Genomic DNA, 1,295 nt, shown 5'->3' with positions numbered 1-1,295 from the left:
CACGCCCGGAATGGACTTGATGTTCGATTTGACGTCGCATTCGGAAAGGGCCTTCGGCTCATCGCCAGGCTCGTCGCCGCTCGTTGCGACGCTGAGGTGCTTCTTGCGGCGCTTCGCCGCCTTGTCTGGATATTGCGCTAATACTTCCGCAATGAGCTGTTCATGCAAAACGCTGTCATTCTCGTAATCAAGGCTCATGGGCCCCTGCCCCCTTTCAAGGTTCGGGTTAGGTCGTCGTCGCCGAAGCGGCTTTCTTGGAAGGACGCGCTGGCGCAAGGGCCAGCGCGTCCTGTCGACAGCGGCAGTTATTGAGCCGCAACCACCGCTGACTCCTTGGCCTGTAGTTCGGCCAGCATCTGCTCGTCGCTCTTCATGATGCCGAAGTCGAGCAGCATGTCTTCGAGCTCTTCCATGGTAATCGGGGTCGGAATGGTCCCTTGGCCCGAATTGGCATGGATCTTCTCGGCTAGCGCCCGATATTCCCCGGCCTGCTTGGAGTCCGGCGCGTACTGGATCACCGTCATCTTCCTGAGCTCGGCGTGCTGGACGATGTTGTCACGCGGCACAAAGTGGATGAGCTTGGAATTGAGCCTGGCAGCCAGCGCCTCGGAGAGGTCGAGCTCGCGGTCCGTCTGGCGCTCGTTACAGATCAGGCCGCCGAGCCGCACGCCGCCGGAATGGGCATATTTCAGGATGCCCTTGGCGATGTTGTTGGCGGCATAGAGCGCCATCATCTCGCCGGACATCACGATGTAGATCTCCTGGGCCTTGTTCTCACGGATCGGCATCGCAAAGCCACCGCACACCACATCGCCGAGCACGTCATAGGAGACGTAGTCGACATCGTCATATGCACCGTTCTCTTCAAGGAAATTGATCGAGGTGATGACGCCGCGCCCGGCGCAGCCGACGCCCGGTTCCGGACCGCCGGACTCCACGCACTTGATGCCTTTGTAGCCGGCCTTGAGCACGTCCTCGAGCTCAAGGTCTTCCACCGAACCTTCCTGCGCTGCCAGATGCAGAACCGTGTCCTGTGCTTTGGCGTTCAGGATCAGCCGGGTGGAGTCGGCTTTCGGGTCGCATCCGACGATCAGGATCTTCTGCCCGAGGTCGACAAGCGCTGCGAGCGTATTTTGGGAGGTGGTGGACTTGCCGATCCCCCCTTTGCCGTAAAATGCGATTTGACGCAAATCTGACATATCGCCTTCCTTCTTTCGTTCCATCCATCGCTGAGTAAAAGGCAGGCAGCTCGCGCCGCCTCGCATGGCAATCTTCAAAACCCGTGCCATGTGGGC

The 1,295-nt window shown here is 59.7% G+C and carries 2 protein-coding genes; both read right to left on the bottom strand.

Annotation, left to right across the window (positions count from 1 at the left end; translation table 11 throughout):
- Window positions 1-198 (bottom strand): nitrogenase (locus AF337_RS12365; protein WP_016737551.1); only part of this gene is annotated, 198 nt, incomplete at its 3' end.
- Between the two features lie 107 nt (window positions 199-305).
- Window positions 306-1,199, bottom strand: coding sequence for a nitrogenase iron protein (gene nifH, locus AF337_RS12360; RefSeq protein ID WP_004675840.1), 894 nt, complete (start codon window positions 1,197-1,199; stop codon window positions 306-308).
- Between the last annotated feature and the right edge of the window lie 96 nt (window positions 1,200-1,295).

It is taken from the genome of Rhizobium ecuadorense (assembly GCF_001187535.1).
Taxonomy (GTDB): Bacteria; Pseudomonadota; Alphaproteobacteria; order Rhizobiales; family Rhizobiaceae; genus Rhizobium; species Rhizobium ecuadorense.
The sequence above is the reverse complement of the archived record's forward strand: the minus strand, read 5'-3'. Positions and strand labels throughout refer to the sequence as shown.

Coding starts and splice junctions, on each gene's coding strand:
- nifH (WP_004675840.1), bottom strand. CDS start 1,199: ATGTCAGATTTGCGTCAAATCGCATTTTACGGCAAAGGGGGGATCGGC.